Annotated in this window: 14 protein-coding genes and 1 pseudogene; 6 read left to right on the plus strand and 9 right to left on the minus strand. The window is 34.6% G+C overall.

Going from position 1 to position 16,949, the window contains the following annotated elements:
* Window positions 1–152: 152 nt before the first annotated feature.
* Entirely contained in the window at window positions 153–1,667 is a 1,515-nt protein-coding gene (locus H033_RS0111515; protein WP_026838459.1) for a DEAD/DEAH box helicase, read from the plus strand.
* 127 nt (window positions 1,668–1,794) lie between these two features.
* On the opposite strand, the gene H033_RS0111520 is transcribed toward H033_RS0111515, so the two are convergent.
* Window positions 1,795–2,277 carry a DoxX family membrane protein gene (locus H033_RS0111520; protein ID WP_026838460.1) on the minus strand — a complete coding sequence of 161 codons (483 nt, stop codon included), beginning with the start codon at window positions 2,275–2,277 and terminating at the stop codon, window positions 1,795–1,797.
* A gap of 102 nt (window positions 2,278–2,379) precedes the next feature.
* Here H033_RS0111520 and H033_RS0111525 point away from each other — a divergent pair, with 102 nt between their 5' ends.
* Window positions 2,380–3,165, plus strand: a complete 786-nt coding sequence (locus tag H033_RS0111525; RefSeq protein ID WP_026838461.1) for a tRNA pseudouridine synthase A — start codon at window positions 2,380–2,382, stop codon at window positions 3,163–3,165.
* 4 nt (window positions 3,166–3,169) lie between these two features.
* On the opposite strand, the gene recQ is transcribed toward H033_RS0111525, so the two are convergent.
* Entirely contained in the window at window positions 3,170–5,278 is a 2,109-nt protein-coding gene (gene recQ, locus H033_RS0111530) for a DNA helicase RecQ (protein WP_026838462.1), read from the minus strand.
* Between the two features lie 119 nt (window positions 5,279–5,397).
* On the opposite strand from recQ, the gene corA reads away from it, so the two are divergent.
* Window positions 5,398–6,480 (plus strand): magnesium/cobalt transporter CorA, encoded by a 1,083-nt coding sequence (corA, locus tag H033_RS0111535; RefSeq protein WP_026838463.1) that lies wholly within the window; start codon window positions 5,398–5,400, stop codon window positions 6,478–6,480.
* A 125-nt stretch (window positions 6,481–6,605) separates the two neighbouring features.
* Here the strand turns inward: corA and H033_RS21015 are convergent, their stop codons facing one another.
* Window positions 6,606–6,893 carry a hypothetical protein gene (locus H033_RS21015; protein WP_051227889.1) on the minus strand — a complete coding sequence of 96 codons (288 nt, stop codon included), beginning with the start codon at window positions 6,891–6,893 and terminating at the stop codon, window positions 6,606–6,608.
* A gap of 255 nt (window positions 6,894–7,148) precedes the next feature.
* On the opposite strand from H033_RS21015, the gene H033_RS0111545 reads away from it, so the two are divergent.
* Complete coding sequence (locus H033_RS0111545) at window positions 7,149–8,315, plus strand: lactonase family protein (RefSeq protein ID WP_026838464.1); 1,167 nt, start codon at window positions 7,149–7,151, stop codon at window positions 8,313–8,315.
* A gap of 43 nt (window positions 8,316–8,358) precedes the next feature.
* Here H033_RS0111545 and H033_RS20100 read toward each other — a convergent pair whose 3' ends face one another.
* The 5 genes and pseudogenes from H033_RS20100 to H033_RS22100 all read right to left on the minus strand — a co-directional run bounded on the left by H033_RS20100 (window position 8,359) and on the right by H033_RS22100 (window position 13,556).
* Complete coding sequence (locus tag H033_RS20100; RefSeq protein WP_231367634.1) at window positions 8,359–9,195, minus strand: succinylglutamate desuccinylase/aspartoacylase family protein; 837 nt, start codon at window positions 9,193–9,195, stop codon at window positions 8,359–8,361.
* 175 nt (window positions 9,196–9,370) lie between these two features.
* Entirely contained in the window at window positions 9,371–10,432 is a 1,062-nt protein-coding gene (locus H033_RS0111555; RefSeq protein ID WP_026838465.1) for an IS110 family transposase, read from the minus strand.
* A gap of 332 nt (window positions 10,433–10,764) precedes the next feature.
* On the minus strand, window positions 10,765–11,811 hold the full coding sequence (locus H033_RS0111560) for a glutathione synthetase (protein WP_026838466.1): 1,047 nt from the start codon (window positions 11,809–11,811) through the stop codon (window positions 10,765–10,767).
* Window positions 11,808–12,902 (minus strand): annotated as a pseudogene (locus H033_RS22095) (flavohemoglobin expression-modulating QEGLA motif protein). The gene H033_RS0111560 and the pseudogene H033_RS22095 overlap by 4 nt, the downstream one beginning before the upstream one ends.
* A gap of 108 nt (window positions 12,903–13,010) precedes the next feature.
* Entirely contained in the window at window positions 13,011–13,556 is a 546-nt protein-coding gene (locus H033_RS22100) for a hypothetical protein (protein WP_026838469.1), read from the minus strand.
* A gap of 809 nt (window positions 13,557–14,365) precedes the next feature.
* On the opposite strand from H033_RS22100, the gene H033_RS0111590 reads away from it, so the two are divergent.
* On the plus strand, window positions 14,366–15,259 hold the full coding sequence (locus tag H033_RS0111590) for an IS1595 family transposase (RefSeq protein WP_026838470.1): 894 nt from the start codon (window positions 14,366–14,368) through the stop codon (window positions 15,257–15,259).
* Between the two features lie 33 nt (window positions 15,260–15,292).
* Complete coding sequence (locus H033_RS0111595) at window positions 15,293–16,537, plus strand: cation:proton antiporter (protein WP_081661840.1); 1,245 nt, start codon at window positions 15,293–15,295, stop codon at window positions 16,535–16,537.
* A gap of 55 nt (window positions 16,538–16,592) precedes the next feature.
* Here the strand turns inward: H033_RS0111595 and H033_RS21020 are convergent, their stop codons facing one another.
* The gene (locus tag H033_RS21020) at window positions 16,593–16,916 is read right to left on the minus strand and encodes an AraC family transcriptional regulator (RefSeq protein WP_155827798.1); all 324 of its coding nucleotides are present in this window, start codon (window positions 16,914–16,916) and stop codon (window positions 16,593–16,595) included.
* Window positions 16,917–16,949 lie beyond the last annotated feature (33 nt).

The raw sequence follows: 16,949 nt of genomic DNA on the forward strand, positions 1-16,949 counted from the left end.
ATCTTAAAAATATCCTTGGATTTCTAAATCATATCAAAAATAATCAATATTTGCATTTTCAGGAAGTAAAAAAGATAAAACTTAAATATGCTTAAACATTTTAGTATAACCTAAAAATCTGCTATTTTTGCAAACTTGTTGAAATCAAAAATATGGCTGTTGAAACATTTGGACTTGAAGAGAAAAAAAATGATAAAGTACTTTATGACTACCAACAGGTAGATATAGATAAGATTTTTAATGTAATAGATACCCATCCTAACCATTATAATTTATTATATCAACTCCCAACCGGCGGAGGGAAAACGGTAATATTTTCTTCTATTGTTAGAGAATTTATCCAACGTACTAATAAAAAAGTCTTGATTCTAACTCATAGAATTGAGTTGTGTAAACAGACCTCGAAAATGCTTTCAGAGTTTGGGGTACTTAATAAAATAATTAATAGTAAAGTAAAGGAACTTCCAGATCAAGAAGATTATATGTGTTTTGTGGCTATGGTCGAAACACTAAATAACAGGCTACATGATGAAAAATTGGAAATTCAGGACATAGGATTGGTTATTATAGATGAAGCGCATTATAATTCTTTTAGAAAATTATTTAAATTTTTTGAAAAGTGTTTTATTCTAGGAGTAACTGCAACCCCTTTGAGCTCTAATATTAAGCTTCCTATGAAGGATAATTACAGAGAACTTATTGTAGGAGATTCTATTGGCTCATTAATAGGTAAAGGTTTTTTGGCAAAAGCTAAGGTATTTAGTTACGATGTAGGTTTGCAGTCACTTAAAGTAGGGATCAACGGAGATTATACAGTTAAATCTTCTGAAGAGCTTTACTCCAATATGAGCATGCAGGAAAAACTCTTGAATGCCTATTTGGATAAATCCAGAAATAAAAAGACTCTTATTTTTAATAATGGTATCAATACCTCTAAAGAAGTATATGAAACTTTTAGAAATGCTGGGTTTCCTATAAGACATCTTGACAATACTACGAGCAAACAGGATAGGAAGGATATTTTAAAATGGTTTAAACATACTCCAGAGGCCATTGTAACTTCAGTTAGTATATTAACTACAGGATTTGATGAACCTTCCGTAGAAACCATTATTTTAAACAGAGCAACAAAGTCATTAACCCTTTACTTTCAAATGATAGGACGTGGGTCTAGAATCTTGAAAAATAAATCTGAATTTAATGTAATAGATCTTGGTAATAATGTAGTAAGATTTGGACATTGGAGTGCACCAGTAGACTGGAAACAGCTTTTCAGATCTCCAGATTTTTATTTTGAGAATCTACTAAGCGATGAAGAAATTGAGCGTGAATTTAAATATGTAATGCCTCCTGAAATGAGAGAGCAATTTCAGCAATCTGAAATTGTCGATTTTGATGTGGAAGCTGCATATGATGTTGTAATTCGAAAAGGTCTTAGGTCTAAAGCTGTTTTAGAATGGTCTATGGATCAACATGTGAAAATGTGCGTAGAGAATAGCGAGGATGTTTTTGATGCACGAATTCTTGCAAAAGAATTAAAGGACGATATTTCTTCTAGAATAAAACAATATTCCTATTGTATTAGTAAAAGCACGAAAAATTATAGGGACTGGTTAGAGGAAGATTATGCCAGAAAATTACGTCAGCAAATAAATTCTGAATTTTAAGATTTTAATATTAAAATTAATTTTATGACAAGAATTCTTTCAGTTTTTCATTGAAATGGCGCCATTGTTCTTTGAATAACTTTAAAATTAGAAATTGGAGGATTCAATATAAACAGATGAAAACAATTTAACCTGCATCTGCAGATGTATATTTTTTTGATATCATTTCCTTTTCCCGGAGGGTGCCACCAATTACGATACCTGCACTAATAAGTACAAGGTTTTTTATGATGTATTGACCTTCCATACTTAATATTAAAGGAAATTTAACAAAACATACTTCTGGTAAAATCACTAATGGTAAAAAAGTCCCTGGCATTTGTAAAACCAGAAGTAATATTGCTAAGCGTATTGTTAATCTGAAACACAAGAAAATCCCAATAAGCATCTCCCAGATACCCAATATTGGAATAAACACTTCTGGATCTAACCAATAGACGGTATTAGCAACTAATTCTTGAGCTGGACTATCCAAGATCACTTTTAAATATCCAAACCATATAAATATAATTGCTAAAGAAAACCTTAGAATTGGTTTTCCATAACTATACATCCATTTAGAGATAGCATAATCCATGGAATCCAACTTTAACTTAGAGATCTTTGACATATGTAATTTATTGAGATGAGTTAACTCTTTTAAATATATTACAATTATATCAGTCTAAAGCGATATTTTGTTTTTCTCTATCTTCGCTAAAAATCATAAAATTTGCAACCTACTCGTTTTTATTACCTAATAAAAGTTCAATATTTAGGATATCGTTTACACGGATGGCAACGCCAGCCCGGTTTTAAAACCGTAGAAGGTCTTATTAAGAAAACTTTTAAATTTATTCTTCCAGATCGTAGGTTTAAGATTCTTGGTTCTAGCCGAACAGATGCAATGGTATCTGCCAACGAATCTGCTTTCGAGTTGTTTTTAGAAGAGGAACAGCTAGAAGATCTTCCCGAATTTCTAAAATTATTGAATAAGAATTTACCTCCAGATATTAAAGCTTTAGGAATGCAGGAAGTAGATGGGAAGTTCAATATTATTCAGCATTCAAAACAAAAGGAATATCACTATCTATTTTCTTTTGGAGAAAAGAACCATCCTTTTTGCGCACCGCTTATGACCAATTTGCAAGATTCTTTGGATATAGAATTAATGAAGGAAGGTGCTAAGCTTTTTGAAGGCTTGCATCACTTTCTAAATTTCTGCGTTCGCTCCTCTGGGAATAGTCTATATGAAAGGGATGTAGTGTTTTCTGAAATTCAAGAAAACACCATTTATACGGCCAATTTCTTTCCAGAAAAAAGTTATGTTCTTGTAGTTAAAGGAAGTGGTTTTTTAAGATACCAGATAAGGCTAATGATGGGAACGCTTATTCAACTTGGAAAAGGGGAATTGAGCTTAGCGGACATAGAGAGAAGTTTGAAAGCAGATGTAGCCAATCAAATGACTTACATCGCACCTGCTTCCGGATTAATTCTACACAAAATAGAATTTATATAATTTCTTAATTATCTTCTTTTTCTAAAATCGTTAATGCAAATTTAATGGTCCAGTAATCTAAGGCCTCATCAAAGTATTCGTAATAGGTTTTCAAACCTTTGGGATCTTCAATTTCATCTTTAGCTTTCCTTACTGCATCTACATCAGCTTTAGAAATTAATTGCAGTAGATCTATTTTTTCACCTTCCTCATATAGTTTTACAAGATGAGAATAAATGGTAGAAGGAGCCAATTTTCTAGATAAAGAGATCTCTTCTACACTAAGTCCATCCGTGTAAAGTTGTAGTGTTTCTTTATGTGTGTTGCCAGATTTTTTAGGTTTCTTCTTAAAGCGCTTCTCTTTATTGAAAGCTATGATCTCTTTAATGAATTGATATCCATAATCCTCCATTTTCTTTCTCCCAACTCCATTTATTTGGATAAAATCTTCATCGGTCATTGGGCGTTCTTTTTCCATTTCCTTTAAAGTAGCATCATTAAAAATAAGATATGCTGGAATTCCTTCCTCTTGTGCGAGACCTAATCTAAGTTGGCGAAGTTTTTCGAAAAGACTATTGTCTTTAGTTTTAGTTGCTTTAGACTGTTCTGCCTGAATTTCTTTTTGATCCAGATTTTTAGCTAACTCTAATTTTCCTCCGTTGAATAAAATATCCTTGGCCATTGGAGTTAGCTGAAGATGGTTATGAAGATGAAAAGCGATCTCTACATACCCAAGATTGATAAGCTGAATTATATACAGTTGCCAATCTTTCCAGGAAATATCTTTTCCAATTCCATAAGTTGTTAACTCCTGATAGCCTTTTCCTAAAACTCCCTCATTCTGAGCACCTCTAAGGACATCTATCAATACAGTTATAGGTTCTTTTCCTTTTAGCCGATAAATACAAGAAAGCGCCTTTTGAGCGATTAAGGTTCCATCCATAAACTGTGGTGGGTTCCTACAAATATCACAGTTGCCGCAATCCTCTTTTTTTAACTCGCCAAAATAGCTCAGTAAAATTTTTCTTCTACAGGTAAGTGCTTCAGAATATTGCTTCATTCGGTCCAGTTTGGACATTTGTACTGCTTCATTTTTTGCGTTAGCAGCAAATTTTTGAAGCTGGATAACATCTGCATAACTATGAAAAAGCATGGTTTCTGAAGGCAATCCATCTCGCCCTGCACGGCCGATCTCCTGATAGTAACCTTCCAGATTTTTCGGCATATTATAATGGATCACCCAGCGAATATTGGATTTGTCGATCCCCATCCCAAAAGCTATAGTTGCGCAAATAACCTGTTGTTTATCATTTATAAAATCCTCCTGAATTCTACTTCGCTCTAAATGACTTAAACCTGCATGATATGCTTCGGCTTTTAAACCATTCGCTTTTAACTTAGCTGCAACATCTTCAGTATTCTTTCGGCTTAAACAATATATTATTCCACTTTCATTTTTTCGACCTTCAGTAAACTGTAGAATTTGTTCCAGTCGCTTTGTTCCAGGCCGCACTTCCAGGGAAAGATTCTTTCTGTCAAAAGAGGCTACATGTATTTTTGCGTTGGGAATATTTAACTGCTGGCAAATATCTTTTCTCGTTGCTTTATCTGCAGTGGCGGTCAAGGCAATAACAGGAGTAGAGGGGAAGCGTTTTTTTAAATAACCTAATTGAGTATAGGCAGGTCTAAAATCATGCCCCCAGCTAGAGATACAATGAGCTTCATCTATGGCAATTAAACTCACCTTTCCATCTGTAAGAAATCTGTCTACAAACTGTAAACTTTCTGGAGCAACGTAAAGTAATTTTAGCTCATTTTTTTCAACACTAGCAATAATTTCCTGCTGTTCGGTTTCAGACTGACTGCTGTTTAAATAGGCTGCAGCGATCCCGTTTACTTTTAGACCATCTACTTGATCTTTCATTAGAGCGATCAAAGGAGAGATCACAAGAGTGATATTTGGCAAAAGGATTCCCGGCAACTGGTAACAAATAGATTTACCACCACCAGTTGGCATGATCACTACATTATCTTTCCCTTTAAAGACGGCATCTATAATTTTTTTCTGAAGAGGACGAAAGCTATCGAACCCAAAATATTCCTTTAACGCACCAAAAAGTTGCTTTTCTTCCATGTGGCAAAAATAGGAGATAGGTTTAAGTATTCCGAAGTAGAATCGCAAAACTTAGCCTAAAAAGTTCTAGAACCACTTTAAACGAAAAACTTTGTTATTTTTATGCAAACTTATAATTTATGGCAAAACGACATAGGCACCTACAGCGAAGACCTAAATCTACCAATGCACTTAATAAAGCTCCAGGAACCGTTGCTTATGTTGGTAGAAAGGAATCTGCAGAAATTAAAGTGGAGGTTATAGACTATAATAAAGTAAACTACGAACGGTTTATTTTTGATAATGTGGAAGCCACGTTTAAATTTGAAAATGAGGAAAATATTACTTGGATAAATGTAGATGGTTTAAGTAATACTGCTGAAATTGAAAAGCTAGGGAAATATTACAAACTTCATCCCCTTATCATTGAGGATATTGTAAATACTAATCAGCGCCCTAAAATTGATGAATATCAGGACTACTTATTTATCGTTGCCAAAATGTTATACCATAAGGAAAATGGCATTTTAGAACATGAGCATATTAGTATTGTTATAGGGAAAGATCACGTTCTAACATTCCAAGAAGCAGATGGCGACGTGTTTAATGCTGTTCGCGAACGCTTAACCAACTCTAAAGGTCGTTTAAGAAACAGTGGGCCAGATTATCTTGTATTTGCGCTTTTGGATGCTATTATAGATAATTATTTTGTAGTTATTGAAGAGATAAGCGATAAAATAGAAACTTTAGAGGAGCAATTATTTACTGCTCAACCTAACGATGATATTACTTTTGAGATTCAGGAACTAAAAAGAACAGTGCTCAGGATTCGGAGAGCAGTATTTCCTTTGAGAGAAGTAATTAGTAGGTTGGAGAAAATAGATAGTACACTCATTCAGGAAAAAACACTGAACTATATTCGGGATCTGTACGATCATATCATCCAAGTTTCAGAGAATATTGAGATCTACAGAGAAATGACTTGGGGGTTAATGGATATGTATATGACTACCATTAGCAATAAAATGAACGAAGTAATGAAAGTGTTAACCATTATGGCATCTATCTTTATTCCTTTAACCTTTATGGCCGGTATCTACGGAATGAATTTCGAGTATATGCCAGAATTACAATGGAAATACAGCTATTATGTGCTTTGGGGTCTTATGATCTTAGTATTCTTAGGTATGATCTTATATTTTAAACGTAAGAAATGGTTGTAAAATAAAAACCCCTTATTTTTACAAGGGGTTTAAATAGAGTTATATAGTATAAATACTAGTTTCATATTTCAAAATTGGCAATAAATCTGCAGAACCCAAAAAAGTATTTTGGTATAAAATAAAAACTATTTATTCGTATTTAATTCCATCTCATCAAAAATCTTATTCACTCTTTTACGTACTATTTCTCTATCTGCTGAATTATCTATTTCTTCTAAAGCGTCTCTCAAATTTAGCAAAGCCTCTTCAACGTCATCAGCAGCATCACCGATATCATTGGAAGCATCTTCTAAATCATCTGAACGATTTTCAAGTTTATCTTCGAGATTGTCGAGTTTAGTTTCATCCTTGCAAGAAGTAAAACCTGTTGTAACTAAAATTGCAATTGCTAAACTTAAAAATGTTTTTTTCATAATTGTGGTTTAAATTATATGTTATATTTAATATCTTTTAAAGATATCGATATTAGCGAATAACCCAAGCGCCTAATTACTTTTATTTTATAATATCTTTGCTTTTTAACATTAATTGAATATTATTTATCATTTTTTTAACGATTTTACTGCTTGCAAATCTCATCCTCAGTTATCAAAATTATATCTTGGGGCAGTATTTATTGTTTGAGGTGAATCAAAGGCCTCAGCTTAATTAGTTAATATTATTTCACAATGAAAAGAATTTTCTTAGGCAGTTTATGTATGCTACTTTTTTTATCTTCCTGTAAGAACGAAACAAAAGATGAACAAAAAGCTGATGTAGCTGTTAATTCCACCTCCACAAGGAATCCAATTTATATTGGAACCTACACTAAAAAAGAGGGCCATGTAAATGGTCAGGCAGAAGGAATTTATTTGGCTTATCAAAAGCCTGAGACCGGATCGCTGGAGATGGGTAAAACGGTTGCTAAGGTGGTTAATCCTTCTTTTGTGAAAACCTCTGGTGACAACAAATATCTTTATGCGGTAAGTGAACTTGGCCCTAACGATGGGCCGGCGGGATTGATCTATTCCTATAAAATTAATGAAGATCACAGCTTGGAGCAAACAGGAAGTATTTCTACCGAAAGTTTCGCGCCTTGTTATATTGCTGAAGATCAATCTGGTCGCTTTGTATTTGTTGCCAATTATGTTGGGGGAGTGGTGGTGGTGTATGAAAAAAATGAAGATGGAAGTCTGAAAAAGCTACAGAAGATTACACTTGAAAATCCTGGAATATCCAATCCCCATTCGGTGAATATATCATCAAATAATAAATTTGTTTATATCACAGACCTTGGGAATGATCGTATTTGGATTTTTGATCTGGATCCCGATTCAAAATCATTAAAACCAAACAAAACTCCTTTCATTCAACTTGCTGAAGGATGTGGACCAAGACACTTCGCCTTTTCCAAGACGAATGATCACGCCTATACTATCAATGAGCTCAACGGAAGTATAAGTACGTTTAAAATAGAGCAAAATGGGAAGCTAACTCACCTCGAGGAAATTTCTTCTTTACCTGAAGACTTCAAAGGAGAAAATTCTGCAGCAGACATACATGTGCATCCTTCAGGTGACTTTCTATATGTATCCAATCGAGGGCATAATAGTATTGGAGCTTTTCTTGTAAACCAGATAACAGGCAGCTTAGAGAATATAGAATTTACTAATACCCAGGGGTCTACTCCAAGAAATTTCGCCATCTCTCCCGACGGAAATTTTTTGTATGTGGCCAATCAGGATTCCAACGACCTGGTAAGTTTTAAAATTGATTTAGAAACTGGAAAATTAACCGAAACAGGTAAAAAACTCGATGTTCTGACTCCGGTATGTATTGAATTTTTAAATTATTAATCCTAACATGCTATGGATATTTCTTTTTAATAAGAAACCATTTTTATTTTACTTCCTCAATAACAAAAAATCCATCATTCCCTTGAGATTGGTATAGTGGTATAAATATTCGAGCATCCCACTCACTTTTTATTTCTTTGCCATTTTGTAAAGCTATTAGATCTCCCTTATATATTTTCTGAAAATTTTTAAATCCAGATTTCATTTCGAAGCTATTATTTTCTTCAAGTCCGTGTCTATATATTATTCTAAAGGTTTTTTGATCTGGTGCATTTTTCACTGAAAACTTTTCGACACATAAAGGATATTGGGGGATTTGGGTAAGGTCTAAATCACAAGCTTCTTTTAGTGCAAGCCACATCATACCTTCATGATTTTCAGTAGAATTTTTATTAGTATGTTGGCCGGCTTCAAAGGTAAAACCTGTTAAACCGCTTCTACTTAAATAGTGATCGATCGCCCCATATACAATGTCACTAAATCCTTGAACAATATAGGTAGGGAAATTTTGAGCCCATTTATTATTGTCGTTTACCAATTGAACCGAAACATACGGCAAACTATCTGAAGAGGTCTTATGGCAATCCATAAAATAGCGTTTGGAATATTTAGCTTCTGGGAATTGCTCTAAAACTTCAATTATCTCATGCATTTCGGTTTTTTCACTGGTTTCTTTTTTCTCATTACTAATGTTGTCTTCAGTCCAAGTCCTATTTAAATCTTCGTCTATATAGCGCACATCTTTCTCTAGCGCCGATTTATTTCCAATGACCCCAACTACACAAACATTTATTTTTGGCTTAGTATTCTGTAAAGCCGTAAATACTCGCTTTAATGCTTCTACTCCAGAAGCCTCATTACCATGAACCGCCGCAGTTATAAATAATAATGCTCCTTTATTGCCACTTGATTATTTTCCTATTATTCTGGAGTTGTTTTCCATAGTTCAATGATTTAATCCTTCATTGAGGGTTTAATTCCCGGTCCCGATAGATTCTGTGTTAACTAACAAAAGGTTTTCTCTTTTATTTTATTATTTTTGTTACTCAAGACGGCTATAAGCTAGTCTGTAAAAGGATACTTTCTGCATTTGCATCTAGTGTCCTTTTTTGTTGATGATCATTGTCAAACCTAGTTTTATTCTTATCTACTACAAATATAAGTTCTAACATTTTTCTCTGAACAGCTATCAGTGCTTTCATTTTAATCCCGCTTTTGGCAACTATTCTCGCATATAGATCTCTATGAGATTTATTATACTTAACGGATGATAGAGAAGGTAGATGTAATGATTTTCTAAGATGCCTATTTCCTTTTTTCGATATCCGCGGTTTACCCTTTACAGATGTACCTGATTGTTTTTCCCTAACATCTAGACCCGCATAACCAGTCAACTGTTTTTTATTTCTTATTAGCTCGAACCCATTAGTCTCAGCTAATACTATGACCGCCGTCAGCTCTCCCACGCCAGGTATAGTGCATATATTCTTTACTCTCTCCATAATATCAGGATAATCCTTTAGCAACGTTGCTATATCCATTTTGATTTCTTTCTCTTGTCCGTTGAGAAATTTGATTCTCTCTGCAATGCGTTTTAGACTTCTTTCGTTTGGCACAGCTTCTGCTTTTTCTGCGTGTAGCTGATTTTTGACCATTGATCTCTGATCTACTATTTGATCACGCTCTCGGGTTAATTGCTTGAGCTGTCTATAAGCCTCTTTTGGACGATTCCAGTTATCTAGCTTACGTTCAAGACCGAACCTCATTATAGCTTGAGATGCTGTCTTATCAGTAATAGTGTTTATGTCCAATGTCCTAAAAAAATTACTAATCTTATTAGGCAATACAATACTTAAATCAAAACCACTTTCATCAAGGGCATAGGCGAGTTTTTCATGATAAACTCCGGTAGCTTCCATGACATATCTAACGCTATTTGCATTATTACTGTTGCTAGCTACCCAATCGATAAAATATTTTATACCATTTTCAGTATTTTTAAACACTTTGTATGATATGATTTCAATGTCCAAATTCTCATAGAGCCTTCCTAGAGATACAACTAATTCCTTTTGAGCTACATCAATACCTGCAACTTCCTTTAAAACTTTTTTCACGTGTTCAAATTTTTTAAATTAAAAGTGAAAAATCTCTGTTCGTCTTTTCTCCTGGTTGGATATTCTGGATACCGTTAAGGTTCCTTACATTCTGTTCAAACTCTACGAGATATAAAAGGATAAGGTCCTATCTATCGGTCGATATATCTTATGATTATCTAGCCATCGGTTGACTCTTACCCTCTTTCACTTATATCTGTAAAACTAGAAATTTATTCCAAATGCAAACATAGGAGCCATCGGGATGCCTCGAATTTTAAAAGTAATTTTTCAATTCACACCTCGTGGGCCCGCCCGTACCGTTCGGGCGGGCTTGCCCCGAGTTTCTTGATTTAGGTCATAGTAGCTAATTCCCTATTGGAAATTGTGTTACCATATAATCTTTTATATTCCACTTTTTTCTCGATAGACTCCACAATTACATCACTAAAATCTGGTAAACCAATATCTTTAAAATGATTCAGGCCACCAGGACTTAGAACATTGATCTCAATCAATTTATCTTTTACTATGTCTAAACCAACAAAAAACAAACCGTCTCTAATTAATTTTGGAGCTGTAATATCTATAATTTTTTTTATAGCATCTGTTAATGGACTGCTATCTGCAGAAGCTCCTAAGGCGAAATTACTTCTAAACTCACCTTCTCCCGCAACACGACGAATTATACCATAAGTACCATTTTTTTCCATTACCCGACCATTCATAAGTAGAACACGAACATCTCCATGTTTAACTGCAGGAAGAAATTCCTGAGCAATTACATATCCTTGTTGTGTTATATTTTCGATTATCTGATTCAGGTTTTTTTCATTTTTATCTATTAAATACACATCTTTTCCTCCGGAACCTTCCAGTGGTTTTAAAACCATTTTCTTATGCTTCTCGAAGAAATCTAAAATATCGTCCTTTTTTCTTGTAATTAAAGAAGATGGTTTTATACTACTTGGAAGCTCTTCAAAATAAAGCTTATCTATAAATGCATTGGATAGGGCATAGGCATCATTTAAAACTAAGACTCCCTCTTGTTGTATCATTCTTCCAAAAGCAACTCCTGATTGTTCTGCCCATTGTCTGGAACTTCCTTCTTCTGTAGGATTATTTCTGATAAACAATACATCAAGATCTTTTGCAACAATAGTCTTCTTTTTAGCCTTCTCACTTTGCAATAACTCCAAATATTCTTCCGGAGATTTTGGATCTATATTTTTGGATAGTGAAACACTATTAATACTTATTGACTCGTCATGTTTAAAGTTGAAATCCCCGACTCCCATCATATGTACTTCATGTTTTCTTTTTAAAGCTTCAAACATAATATATACTGTGGTACCACAGGTTTCTGTGTCAATACCATTTACTACAAAACAAATTTTCATTTGGTTATCATTTGCGAGATAGGTAGCCCGTCTCTGATTAATTTAATTCTTTTAGCTGATTCTTCATTTAGGAGATAGCTTGGGCGTAACGTGCCAGTTTTAAGCACTTTTCTATCTGTTAGTTCTTCAATGATCTTCGTGTGTTTTAAAGCAAATTTTCCAGTAAGTAAAGATTCATAATCGCCACCTTCCTGCAAGTGTTTTCTTAAGTCTACCAATCCTTTTAAGTAAATAATATCTTTTAAAAAACCACCTCCTTGCATAATTCTGGAAGTGATATTAAAAGCTCTTTCCGAAGAAAAATTGTAAGTAAGAGTAAGTAGCCTAAAGATCTCTTGAAAATCGCCTCCTTGTTTAACTGCCTCTCCAGCTATCACTCTTCCCGCAAGTGTTCTAAGCCTATTTGGAGTAAGTGCATCCACAAGATATTCAGACATTACAGCCAATCCTTCTTGTAGCGGGTCACAATCTGCCAGTCCTATACTTAGTTGTTTCAAGGCTTGTTATAAACCATTATGATAGGTAAGGACATGGGTTCCTACTTCATGCTGGATAAGACCTTTGGCATCAATTTCACTTAATTTATAGTCTTATGGAATATAAAGTTCCCCTTGCGAGACCATCATAATGTTCACATCTTTGCGGATGTGTACTTTGCATTTAAAATTTTCATCCTGATTTCTGAAAAAATCAAATTCTTTTCTGGCGAGACTACTAAAAGCTCTGCAATCCAAGGTTTTATCGTCTTCAGTAAATGCTACTTCGGGTATTTTTTCAAGAATTTGTTTTGCCTCGCTACATAAATGAGGATCTATTCCTTGGTATAACCTCACACTGTCATATAGGAAATTCTTAGTACCCCGCTCGCTTAGCATGGTAATTTGCTGATCTAGCTCCTCTCTTTTTTCTCTGAAGAGATAAGACATTGCAGGATCGTCTATATCTTCGATCTTGAGATTGTAAAGTTTACGCTTAAGGACATCCGGATCTATTGGGAGCAATCTGTAATGATAATCCAATAATTTCTTGTACTTACTTTCAATAAAAGTCTCCTTAATTTCATGAATATTTATTGGAGAGACCAGCCACAAAAACTGAAATGAATTTTCAATGTCTGCGAGTTTTTTATCGATCTCGAAAACTTTCTCTTTTAAATATTTTCTTCCAAGGGCATTAAAACTTGCTACACCACAGGAAGTTTACACCCTGATGTAATCAAAAATAGCAATGTGTACTGCTCTATTTATAAAATCCCTGAAATTTCTGAAGAATACAGGATAGGTTTTAAAAGTTTCACCTCGGTAAATAGGAGGGATTTCAAGACCCAGTACCAGCGCTCCACATTGTTTGGCTTCCTCAAATCTTAAAAGCTCTTTATCGCCCTTCGCTTGTCTATGGGTGGTGTCTTTGATTTCAGTTTTTAGGTATAGCCCAGAAAATGTTGAATTTATAGAATCCAATTCTTCTTTAAGTACTTTCAGAGTTGTCGGTAATTTTTTTTCTGGACCTTTTAGAATAAAACTTGTACTAGTTTGTTCTCCAGAATAGAGCTCTAGTAATAAGTAAGATTTGAATTTGGTCGACAATAAATTAGATAGTTCGAATAGCAATTTTTGATAACCAGTAAAATCTGACGTGCCAATTATTAAGTATGAAGCTTCACTAATAACCATTCTATAAGTTTCTGGATCATTTGGTATCTGCCGGTAAATAATTAAATAAGGAAGTTCTTTCTCTATATGCAAAATCCCTCCTCCGGGAAGAGATGCATTAATTTCAATTTCATTTTCAACTATTGTTAATATTAGCTTAATCTATTTTTCTGATAATTCTGATATTTCGGTTAAGTCTGAGATCATAAATTAGAAAAATTTAATTGTTTAAAAACTCAAAACCTTTTGTTTATAAGGTTTACAACGAATTAGATAAAAATTATATTCTTAAATTTAGAAATTGATCGAAGCTTATTACTTAAATAGGTCCACTTTGAAATTTATTGAAGAGAGTTCAAAATTTTAAAGGGATTGAAAATCAAAGATTGACACTAAGTTATTGGTAAAAAAAAGAGTAGAAGATTTAGTCTTAAATAACAGGTAATGAGCAAACAATTTTTTAGATGTAATAATTTAAAAAAAATAAAGAAAGCAGCTAAAACCTTATAATGTCAAGAATGAAGGGAGAGAAATGGCAAGACCGTTTAAGCATTGGTATCGCGAAGGGATATATAAAAACTGTGATGTGATCAGGATTGAAAGCTTTGCCCTTGCGGCGGAAATGGGAGCTTTGGCAGCAGGGTAGTGATAGCTCAATCTGATCCGTTTCAGGTGATGGAGAATTTGCCCAATATGCTTAAAACTTGCGTTGCTCTGGATATTCGGTTTGGGAAACTGGAAGACCTTGTTTCCACGGATAAAATAATAATGAACATAGCGAGCGGGGACTACAAAGTGATTACGAATGCCAATCTAATTTAATTTAAACATTCAGTATTATTTAAAATAATAGAGGTCGCTATTTAGTTTCATATCCTCGTAACCGATAAACAAGAGATATTATGATTAATTTTGAAGGACAAAATGCCCAAGAGTTCTATGCTCGGTTCAATTCTGTGGATTCTTGTAAGGAATATCTATCCGAGATCAAGTGGAAAAAAGGCTTTATATGCGTGAAATGCAGTCATTCCAGGTGTCAGGTACGTGCCAACTACAGTCGCACCTGTAATAAGTGTAGCCACACGGAGTCACCTTCGGCAAATACACTATTCCATAAAGTGAAATTCGGACTGGACAAGGCTTTTATTATTTGTTTTGAAATGGCGACCACCACCCGTGGCCTATCTGCAAGTTACTTGGCAAAGCGACTGGGCATCACCCCATATACCGCACGAATGTTCATGTATAAGGTCCGTGAGGCCATGAAGTCCAGTGGGAATTTCCCGATGGTCAATCGAGTGGAGATAGATGAATTTGTGGTAGGCGGTAAAGAGGATGGTAAAGTCGGAAGAAGCTATGATAGCAAGAAAAAGAAGGCTGTCGTTGCACTTGAGCTAACAGATAAAGAAAAAGTGAAAAGAATGTATGTAAACCAGATAAATGACTTTTCTGCCAAAGAACTGCGTCCAATATTCGATAGGCATATTTCAAGGTCTGCCAATGTCACTACAGATCTGTGGCGTGGTTATAGGCCAATAGCCAAGGATTATAAAATTGAACAGATACCCAGCGATACGGGGAAGAACTTCAAGATCCTGCACACTATGATTCATCAGGTCAAATCTTGGATCCGGACAACTTATTCCTATGTGAGCCCTTTTCATATCAATGGATATTTTGACGAATTTTTTTACAGATTGAACAGAAGTGGAAGCAAGAAAACTATATTGCACAATCTTATTTCTAGAATGATGGATAAACCAAAATTATACCATAGCAAATTAATATGTACTTAAGTAGCGACCTCTATAAAATAATTCAAACTGTGCATGATTGAAACTTATAGCATCACGTTTTCCTTGGTCGTAATTTTTAGTGTACTTAATTATAAGTACCTGAAGTTGCCCAATAGTATTGGTTTATTCCTAATTGGAATTATTCTTGCCGTAATTATAATTATAACTGAAGAAATGTTCCCGAAGATTTATTATTTTGTGAGTCAAACAATAGAAGGAATTGATTTTAAAAGTCTACTCCTTGACGGGTTATTGGGTTTTTTACTCTTTGCAGGTGCCATCCATGTTAACTTAAAAGAATTAGACTGTTCTAAATGGTCGGTTTTATTGTTTGCCACAATAGGGGTGTCTATTACTGCTGGCGTTGTGGGTACGGTATTATATTTTATCGCACCTCTAATAGGCATGGAGCTACCGCTTGTTTATGCATTACTCTTTGGTGCATTGATCTCGCCAACAGATCCCATTGCTGTTCTATCCATTTTGGACAAATCATCATTGTCCAAATCCCTTTTAGTGAAATTTAAGGGAGAGTCTCTTTTTAACGATGGTATTGGAGTCATCCTTTTTTCGGGGATGTTGCTTGTTGTCAATTCCCTTTCCGATGGTTCTTCAGATATGGTTATAAGTGACATTGGAGCGTTATTCTTAAAGGAAATAGGTGGTGGATTAGCTTTTGGGACGATACTAGGTTTTGGAGGTTATAGGTCTATGTTATTGGTCAAGGAGAACCCGCGATTGGCCACTATGGTGAGCTTGGCTGTTGTGGTAGGAGGTTATGCAATAACACACTTGTTACATATTTCCGGGCCATTGGCAATGGTAGTTGCTGGATTGATAATAGGTAATAAAATACATATAGATGTCACCTGTGACAACATACAAAAGACAGTTGCAGATTTTTGGTTAATGCTTGATGAAATCCTAAATGCCTTCGTTTTCTTTATGATGGGACTTATTTTGCTCCTATTGGAATTCGATTGGCATACGGTTCTATTGGCTGGAATTGTAATTATAGTTGTGCTTATAGCAAGGTATATCGGGATTTTAATACCCTTTTCGTTTTTAGGGCATCAGGCCGAAAATAGAAACAAAGCCTCATTCATTCTTACCTGGGGTGGTTTGCGGGGCGGTATTTCCATTGCACTCGCTCTGGGAGTGAGTAAAATGCATCACGGCAACCTCTTGCTATTAATTACCTTTTTTGTTGTGTTTTTTAGTATTGTAGTGCAAGGGCTTACTATTGGAAAAATCTATAAGAAAATGTTTGGACAATAAAATTAATGATCTGTGATTGTTTTCTGCTCTTCCCTCCATTTTATAGGTTGCTGGCCTACTTGCGATTTAAAGAACTTTGAAAAGTGTGTACCTTCCTTATACCCCAATTGATGAACAACTTCTTTACAGAAAGATCGGAGAATAGTAATAATCGTTTTCCTTCCAGCGCAAGCCTGTCATTAACAACTTGAAGTGGTGAAGGATATCCGGACTTCTTAAAGAGGTTGGAAAGTGTCTTGGGAGATTTATGAAGTTTTTCGGCATAATCTGCCACTTGATGTAATTCCCTGAAATTTTGTTCAACAAGGATATGGAATTTACGTATCAAGTCTACTTCATTCTTCGGAACGTTCAGGATGGCCTTTTTACCCTTTAACAAACGTACCGATTTTATAAGTAAACGCTTTAGCAT

The sequence above is a fragment of the Gillisia sp. JM1 genome (assembly GCF_000424645.1).
In the GTDB taxonomy this organism is placed as follows: domain Bacteria; phylum Bacteroidota; class Bacteroidia; order Flavobacteriales; family Flavobacteriaceae; genus Gillisia.

What these genes read in the sequence shown, in the direction of transcription:
- H033_RS0111515 (WP_026838459.1), top strand. Translation starts at nt 153, where the DNA reads ATGGCTGTTGAAACATTTGGACTTGAAGAGAAAAAAAATGATAAAGTA.
- H033_RS0111595 (WP_081661840.1), top strand. Translation starts at nt 15,293, where the DNA reads ATGATTGAAACTTATAGCATCACGTTTTCCTTGGTCGTAATTTTTAGT.
- recQ (WP_026838462.1), bottom strand. Translation starts at nt 5,278, where the DNA reads ATGGAAGAAAAGCAACTTTTTGGTGCGTTAAAGGAATATTTTGGGTTC.
- H033_RS0111520 (WP_026838460.1), bottom strand. Translation starts at nt 2,277, where the DNA reads ATGTCAAAGATCTCTAAGTTAAAGTTGGATTCCATGGATTATGCTATC.
- H033_RS0111590 (WP_026838470.1), top strand. Translation starts at nt 14,366, where the DNA reads ATGATTAATTTTGAAGGACAAAATGCCCAAGAGTTCTATGCTCGGTTC.
- H033_RS0111545 (WP_026838464.1), top strand. Translation starts at nt 7,149, where the DNA reads ATGAAAAGAATTTTCTTAGGCAGTTTATGTATGCTACTTTTTTTATCT.
- H033_RS0111560 (WP_026838466.1), bottom strand. Translation starts at nt 11,811, where the DNA reads ATGAAAATTTGTTTTGTAGTAAATGGTATTGACACAGAAACCTGTGGT.
- corA (WP_026838463.1), top strand. Translation starts at nt 5,398, where the DNA reads ATGGCAAAACGACATAGGCACCTACAGCGAAGACCTAAATCTACCAAT.
- H033_RS21015 (WP_051227889.1), bottom strand. Translation starts at nt 6,893, where the DNA reads ATGAAAAAAACATTTTTAAGTTTAGCAATTGCAATTTTAGTTACAACA.